This is a genomic window from Streptomyces flavofungini (assembly GCF_041028215.1).
In the GTDB taxonomy this organism is placed as follows: domain Bacteria; phylum Actinomycetota; class Actinomycetes; order Streptomycetales; family Streptomycetaceae; genus Streptomyces; species Streptomyces flavofungini_B.
In genome coordinates, this window is record NZ_JASKYR010000447.1 from 1 (window position 1) to 7,138 (window position 7,138).

Genomic DNA, 7,138 nt, shown 5'->3' on the forward strand with positions numbered 1-7,138 from the left:
TTGTCGGCGTCCAGAGACCCCGTCACGGACACCACCGTGACCTGGTCGCGTCTCTCGACCGACAACTCCGCCGTCCGACAGGCCGCGCGAGAGCGAGATAGTGGCTTCGCTGCCGGATGTCTCCCCGCTCCCCGRYACCGCGGGCCAGGCCCCCGCGTCCTTGCCCTGGACGAGCAGAGCCGCGGGGGCCGCGCCCAGCCGTGCGCCGGTGGTCCGCACATGGAGCGGCGGCCGGGACGGGGTGAGGGAGTCCAGGGCACCGCCGGGGTGGGCCACCACGCCGCCGACCGTGCTGCCGACGGCACGCAGGCGGCGGTCGAGTTCGAGGCCGAAGTGCATCTGGGCCAGCTTGCTGCGGCCGTAGGTGCGCTTGGGCCGGTAGTCCGTACGGGACTGGAGGTCGTCGAGGTCGAGCCGCTCGGTCTTCGCCGCGAAGCTGCCCATGGTGACGACGCGGGCCGCGGGCGCCGCCGACAGGAGCGGCATCAGCCGCTGGGTCAGCGCGAAGTGTCCGAGGTGGTTGGTGCCGAACATCAGCTCGTGGCCGTCCCCGGTCTCCTCGCGCGGCGGGTCGTCGAGGGCGACTCCGGCGTTGAGGACGACCGCGTCGAGCCGTTCCACCGCCAGTTGCTCCACTGTCCCCGCGAGGGACCCGAGGTCGGCGAGGTCCAGCCGTACGGCCCGCAGCCGGGCGCCGGGGACGCGCTCGCGGATCGCCGCCACGGCGGCCCCGGCCTTCACCGGGTCCCGGCTGCCCAGGACGACGGTGGCCCCGGTCGCCGACAACTGCTCCGCGACGAAGTAGCCGATGCCCGCGTTGCCGCCGGTGACCAGGAAGACGCTGCCGTCGGCACGGGGGAGCCGGTGGACGTCCCAGGGTGCGGTGGAGGTCATGGACGACATGGTTCGGGGCTCCTCGCGTAATGGCCGACGCTGCCGCTGCCGCTGCGCCGGGCGGCACAGCCGCCGTGCCGGGCAACTCGGTGCCCACGGTTCCAGCGGCCACCGACATGTCTCCTACGGATCACCGACAGCTCGGGCGGCCGTTAATCGCGGGCGGGAGTGGCCCCTTGCTACGCTCGTCCCATGGCAAGAGGTATCTGGTCGCAGAAGGTCCGCACCGCCCGCTGACGGCGGCGCCTTCTCCCTGCTGAAACAGCGTCAAGCGCGCGCCGTCCCGGTTCCCGCCGGGCGGCTCCTCATGCTGCCCGGCTCCCCTGCGAGCTGCGGAGCGACCTCCCTTGCCACACCTTCCCGAGCACCACGATTCCGAGCAGCACCCGTCCGAGCGGCACCTTTCCGGCCCCGAATCGCTGTCCCTGCCCGTCGACGCGGGCGGCCGTGCGCACCTGCGGGCGGTGGGTGTCAGCGTCACCCGGGGAACCCGGCGTGTGCTCGACGGCCTCACCGTCACCGTGTCCGCACGCTCGCGGATCGCCGTCGTCGGCGAGAACGGACGGGGCAAGACGACACTCCTCCATGTGCTCGCCGGGCTGATCACGCCCGACGCGGGCACCCTGCACCGGGCGGGGACGGTCGGCCTGGCCCGCCAGGAACTGTCCGTGCGGCACGGTGAGACCGTCGGCGACCTGACCGCACAGGCGCTGGCCGCCCCGCTCGCCGCACTCGACGCGCTCGACACCGCCGCTGCCGCCCTGAGCGGCGACGGCCCCGGCGCCGACGACCGCTACGCCGCCGCACTCGACGCCGCCACCCGGCTCGACGCCTGGGACGCCGGTCGCCGTGTCGACGTCGCCCTCGAAGCGCTGGGTGCCTGCACCGACCGGGGGCGCCCGCTGGCGGCCCTGTCCGTCGGGCAGCGCTACCGGGTCCGGCTCGCCTGCCTCCTCGGCGCCCGGCACGACGTACTCCTGCTGGACGAACCGACCAACCACCTCGACGCCGACGGTCTGGCCTTTCTGACCCGCAGGCTGCGCGCACACCCGGGCGGCCTGGCCGTCGTCAGCCACGACCGGGCGCTGCTGCGCGACGTGGCGGACCGGTTCCTCGACCTCGACCCGAGCCGCGAGGGCCGGCCACGCCTGTACGCGGGCGGCTACGACGCCTGGCGGGACGCCCGGCGCCGCGAGCGCCTGAGCTGGGAGCAGGATTACGCGGAGCAGCGGGAGGAGTACCGGCGGCTCCAGGACGCGGTGGCGCGGGCGCGGGACCGCCTCTCCACCGGCTGGCGTCCGGCGAAGGGCACCGGCAGGCATCAGCGCCAGTCCCGCGCCCCCGGCACCGTCCAGGCCCTGCACCGGCAGCGGGAGGCGCTCGACGCCCACCGCGTCGAGGTGCCCGCGCCGCCGCCGGAGCTGCGCTGGCCGGAGCCGTACGTCCGGGCGGGCGCGCCGCAACTGCGGGCGCACGGGGTCCGCGTGGCGGGAAGGCTCGACGGGCCGGTCGACCTCACCCTCGACGCGGGTGACCGGCTGCTCGTCACCGGGCCCAACGGCGCGGGCAAGTCGACGCTGCTCGCGGTCCTCGCCGGTGCGCTCGCCCCCTCGTGCGGAGTGGTCCGGGCGGTGCCGGGGGCCCGCGTCGCCCGAATCGCCCAGGAGACGGCCGCGTGGGACACCCGGCTCACCGCCCACGAGGCGTACGACCGGCACGTGGGGCGGCTGGTCTCCCGGGGAGTGCTCGGCGCGGCCGAGGCCGTTCCGGCGGCGGCGCTGGGACTGCTCGACCCGGAGGCCGCGCGTACGCCGGTCGGGCGGCTGTCACTGGGCCAGCAGCGGCGCCTGGACCTGGCGCTCGCCCTGGCCGGGCGGCCCGGCCTGATCCTGCTCGACGAACCGACCAACCATCTGTCGGCGACGCTCGTCGACGAGGTGACGGCCGCCCTGCGCGGCACCGGCGCCGCCGTCGTCGTGGCCACGCACGACCGGCAGCTCCTGCGCGACCTCGCCGACTGGCCCCGCCTTGCGGTGGCCCGCCCGGTGCGTGCCGGTGACAATCACGGGTACCGGCCGGGACGACCCAGCGACCCCGACGAAGGAGAGCGCCGCCGTGAGCGAGAAGGACGGACAGGGGAGGCACGGACAGCGGACCGACGGAGAGCGGGCGGACGGTCTGGGGACCTATCGCGGGAAGCGGGACTTCGGCAGGACCCGCGAACCGAGCGGTGAGCGTGCGGCCGACCAGGACGCGCCGGGCACGGAGGGCGGCCGCGAAGGCCGGGGCGACCCGGTCTTCGTCGTACAGATCCACGACGCAACCTCCCTGCACTTCGACTTCCGCCTGGAGGTCGACGGTGTCCTGAAGTCCTGGTCGGTCCCGAAGGGGCCCTCCACCGACCCCCAGGACAAGCGGCTCGCCCTGCCGACCGAGGACCACCCCATGGAGTACCGGGACTTCGAGGGGGTGATCCCGCGGGGCGAGTACGGCGGCGGGACCGTCATCGTCTGGGACCGGGGAACGTACCGGCCGACCACCCACGACAAGCGGGACCGTCCGGTGCCGTTCGCGAAGGCCCTGGAGAACGGGCACGCCACGTTCGAGCTGCACGGCGCGAAGCTGCGCGGGCCGTACGCGCTGACCCGGTTCCACGGCCACGAGGAGAAGAAGCCGACCTGGCTGCTCGTACGCAAGGGGTCCGGGCACGGAAGCGCGGGCAGCGGCACGCCCGATCCGCGGCGTGCCCGCTCCGCGCGCAGCGGCCGTACGCTGCGGCAGATGGCCGAGGCCCCGGACGCGGCGACCTGGGACACGGATGACGGTGAGCGGAAGTGACCGGCCTGCTCGACACGCTCCCGCCCGAACTGCACGAGCGCGTCCGCGCGGCACCACCGGGGGCCGAACTCGCGGCCACGCCCATGCTCGCGACGCTCAGCGACCGGCGTGACTTCCCGGACGGCTGGCTCTTCGAGCGGAAGCTGGACGGCATCCGGGTGCTCGCGGTGCGCGAGCGGGGTGAGGTGACGCTCCTGTCCCGCTCCGGGCGGCGGCTCAACGCCACCTATCCCGAGATCGTCGACGCCCTCGCCGCACAGGACTGCGCGGACTTCACCGTCGACGGCGAGATCGTCGCCTACTTCAAGGGCCGCACGGACTTCGCGCTGCTCCAGCAGCGGATGGGGCTCACCCGGGCCGCCGACGTCGCGGCGAGCAAGGTCGCGGTGACCTACTACGTATTCGATCTGCTGCGCCTGGACGGTGCGGACGTGCGGCGGCTGGCGCTGCGGGTCCGCAAGTCGCTGCTGCGGCGCGCGCTGACGTTCGCGGCGCCGCTGCGGTTCTGCGCGCATCGCAACGAGGGCGGCCCGGAACTGCTCGCGGACGCGTGCCGGCGCGGCTGGGAGGGGCTGATCGCCAAGCGGGCCGGGAGCACGTACCAAAGACGCCGCTCGGACGACTGGCTGAAGCTGAAGTGCTCGCGTGCCCAGGAGTTCGTGGTCGGCGGCTTCACCGAGCCCGCGGGCAGCAGGACCGGCCTCGGTGCCCTGCTCATCGGCCACTACGAGGACGGGAAGCTGCGCTACGCGGGCAAGGTGGGCACCGGGTTCGACCACCGCACCCTGCGGGCGCTGCGGCAGGAACTCGACGCGCGCGAGGTGAGGACGTCGCCCTTCGAGGGCCGGAGGCCGGAGCGGACCGCGCACTGGGTCCGCCCCGAACTCGTCGCCGAGATCGCCTTCACCGAATGGACCCGCGACGGCCTCCTGCGCCACCCCCGCTACCAGGGGCTGCGCGACGACAAGGACCCGCGGGAGGTGGTGCGGGAGCGACCGGAGCCATGACCGGTCCGAACGAATAGCCCTATGCCTCGGTCTCCGAGCGGTCGCCGCCCCAGAGGGTGTGGAACGTGCCCTCCTTGTCGGACCTGCGGTAGGTGTGCGCGCCGAAGTAGTCGCGCTGGCCCTGGGTGAGGGCGGCCGGGAGGCGTTCGGCACGCAGGGCGTCGTAGTACGCGAGCGCCGCCGCGAAGCCCGGGGTCGGTACGCCCTGGGTGGTGGCCGCGACGAGGACGGCACGCCAGTCGTCCTGGGCCCCGGCGATCTCGTCCGCGAAGCTCTTGTCCGAGAGGAGCGACACCAGGCCGGGCTCCGCCTCGTACGCGGCGGTGATCCGGTCCAGGAACGCGGCCCGGATGATGCAGCCGCCGCGCCAGATCCCGGCCACGGCGCCGAGGTCGATGTTCCAGTCGTACGTCTCGCTGCCCGCCGCGATCTCGTGGAAGCCCTGCGTGTACGACACGATCTTCGAGGCGTACAGCGCCTGCTCGACCCGGTCGGCGAAGGCCGCCGCCTCGGACTCGCCGAGCGGCTTCGCCGAGGGACCCGCGAGGCCCTTGGACGCGGCGCGCAGGTCCGCGTGGCCCGACAGCGAGCGCGCGAACACCGCCTCGGCGATGCCGGAGACCGGGACGCCCAGGTCGAGCGCGATCTGCACCGTCCAGCGGCCGGTGCCCTTCTGCTCGGCCTGGTCCTGCACCACGTCCACGAAGGGCTTGCCGGTGGCGGCGTCCACGTGGGAGAGGACCTCCGCCGTGATCTCGATCAGGTAGGAGTCCAGGCGCCCGGTGTTCCAGGTGCGGAAGATGTCCGCGATCTGCGCGGGCTCGTATCCGGCGACGTCCCTGAGGAGTTGGTAGGCCTCGCCGATGAGCTGCATGTCGGCGTACTCGATGCCGTTGTGCACCATCTTCACGAAGTGACCGGCGCCGTCGGGGCCGACGTGCGTCACGCACGGCGCCCCGTCCTTCGCCTTCGCGGAGATCTTCTCCAGCATCGGGCCGAGCGAGGCGTACGACTCGACGCTGCCGCCCGGCATGATGCTCGGCCCGTGCAGCGCGCCCTCCTCGCCGCCGGAGACACCGGTGCCGACGAAGTGGATGCCCTGCTCGCGCAGTTCCCTCTCGCGGCGGCGGGTGTCGGCGAAGTGCGCGTTGCCGCCGTCGACGATCATGTCGCCGGGTTCGAGGAGGGGTGCGAACTCCTTGATGACGGCGTCCGTCGCCTCGCCCGCCTTCACCATGACGACCAGGCGTCGCGGCCGTTCGAGGGCGGCCACGAACTCCTCGGCGGTCTCGGTGGGGACGAAGATGCCCTCTTCACCGAACTCGTTCACCAGGTCGTGCGTCCGGGACGCGGTGCGGTTGTGGAGGGCGACCGCGTATCCGTTGCGGGCGAAATTGCGGGCGAGGTTGCGCCCCATGACAGCGAGCCCCGTGACACCGATCTGGGCTGTAGTGCTCATGCCTGTCGCTCCTGAAGTGCGGGGTGGTCGGTTGTGGTGGTGACTGTGTCGAAAGGTACCGGGGCCGGGGCGGTGGGACGTCAGGAACCCAGCAGGCGGCGTAGCACCGTCGTGATCTCGTCGGGTGCCTCCTCGGCCATGAAGTGGCCCGCTTCGGTCACCCGGTGGTCGAGATGCGGCGCCCAGGCCCGCCACACCTCGGCGGCGTCGTAGCCGAGCCGCGCACCCCAGTTCTGCTGGACGACCGCGACGGGCATGGCGAACCGCGAACCCGCGTCGAGGTCGGCCTGGTCGTGGGCGACGTCGACACCCGCGGAGGCACGGTAGTCGGCGACGATCGAGTCGACCGCCGCCGCGCTCGCCCGCAGGTACTCGGCGCGCACCGGCTCCGGGATCGCACCGGGGTCCTTGGCCCAGGTGTCGAGGAACGAGCCGAAGAACGCGTCGGCGCTGTTGGCGATCATCGTCTCCGGCAGGCCGGGCGGCTGCGCCATCAGGAACAGGTGGAAGCCGACCGCCGCGGACACCCCGCGCAGGACGTCCCACATGTCCAGGGTCGGTACGACGTCCAGGATGCCCAGGTGGGTGATGGTCTCCGGGTGGTCGAGGCCCGCCCGGAAGGCGACGAGCGCCCCTCGGTCATGGCCGACCAGGGCGAAGTGGTCGTGGCCGAGTCCCGCCATCAGGGTCACGATGTCGGCGGCCATCGTCCGCTTCGAGTAGACGTCGTCGTCGGTGGCCGCGGGCTTGCCGCTCGCCCCGTAGCCGCGCAGGTCGGGGCAGACGACCAGGTGGTCACCGGCAAGCCGGGGCGCCACATGGCGCCACATGAGGTGGGTCTGCGGGAAGCCGTGCAGGAGCACGACGGGGGTGCCGCTGCCGCCGGTCGCGGCGGACAGTTCCACACCGCCCGCACCGGGGAGACGCACGTAGTCGAAGC

General features: G+C 73.4%; 6 protein-coding genes. 3 read left to right on the top strand and 3 right to left on the bottom strand.

Annotation, left to right across the window (positions count from 1 at the left end; translation table 11 throughout):
• Positions 1-903: SDR family NAD(P)-dependent oxidoreductase (locus AB8Z36_RS26500; RefSeq protein ID WP_369215892.1), on the bottom strand; the 903-nt coding region annotated here is incomplete at its 3' end.
• 338 nt (positions 904-1,241) lie between these two features.
• Here AB8Z36_RS26500 and AB8Z36_RS26505 point away from each other — a divergent pair.
• From AB8Z36_RS26505 to ligD, 3 genes are read left to right on the top strand one after another with little or no spacing between them, the layout of a single operon-like run.
• Positions 1,242-3,128: an ABC-F family ATP-binding cassette domain-containing protein gene (locus AB8Z36_RS26505; protein WP_369215893.1), complete on the top strand. Its 1,887-nt coding sequence runs from the start codon at positions 1,242-1,244 to the stop codon at positions 3,126-3,128.
• A complete protein-coding gene (locus tag AB8Z36_RS26510) occupies positions 3,010-3,732 on the top strand; it encodes a DNA polymerase ligase N-terminal domain-containing protein (protein WP_369215894.1) in 723 nt (240 codons plus the stop codon). The genes AB8Z36_RS26505 and AB8Z36_RS26510 overlap by 119 nt, the downstream gene beginning before the upstream one ends.
• Positions 3,729-4,739, top strand: a complete 1,011-nt coding sequence (ligD, locus tag AB8Z36_RS26515) for a non-homologous end-joining DNA ligase (protein ID WP_369215895.1) — start codon at positions 3,729-3,731, stop codon at positions 4,737-4,739. The genes AB8Z36_RS26510 and ligD overlap by 4 nt, the downstream gene beginning before the upstream one ends.
• A 19-nt stretch (positions 4,740-4,758) precedes the next feature.
• Here the strand turns inward: ligD and gndA are convergent, their stop codons facing one another.
• Positions 4,759-6,198, bottom strand: coding sequence for an NADP-dependent phosphogluconate dehydrogenase (gene gndA, locus AB8Z36_RS26520; protein ID WP_369215896.1), 1,440 nt, complete (start codon positions 6,196-6,198; stop codon positions 4,759-4,761).
• Positions 6,199-6,278: 80 nt separating this feature from the next.
• Positions 6,279-7,138, bottom strand: an 860-nt coding sequence (locus AB8Z36_RS26525; protein WP_369215897.1) for an alpha/beta fold hydrolase, incomplete at its 5' end; no start/stop codon positions are given.

What these genes read in the sequence shown, in the direction of transcription:
- gndA (WP_369215896.1), bottom strand. Translation starts at nt 6,198, where the DNA reads ATGAGCACTACAGCCCAGATCGGTGTCACGGGGCTCGCTGTCATGGGG.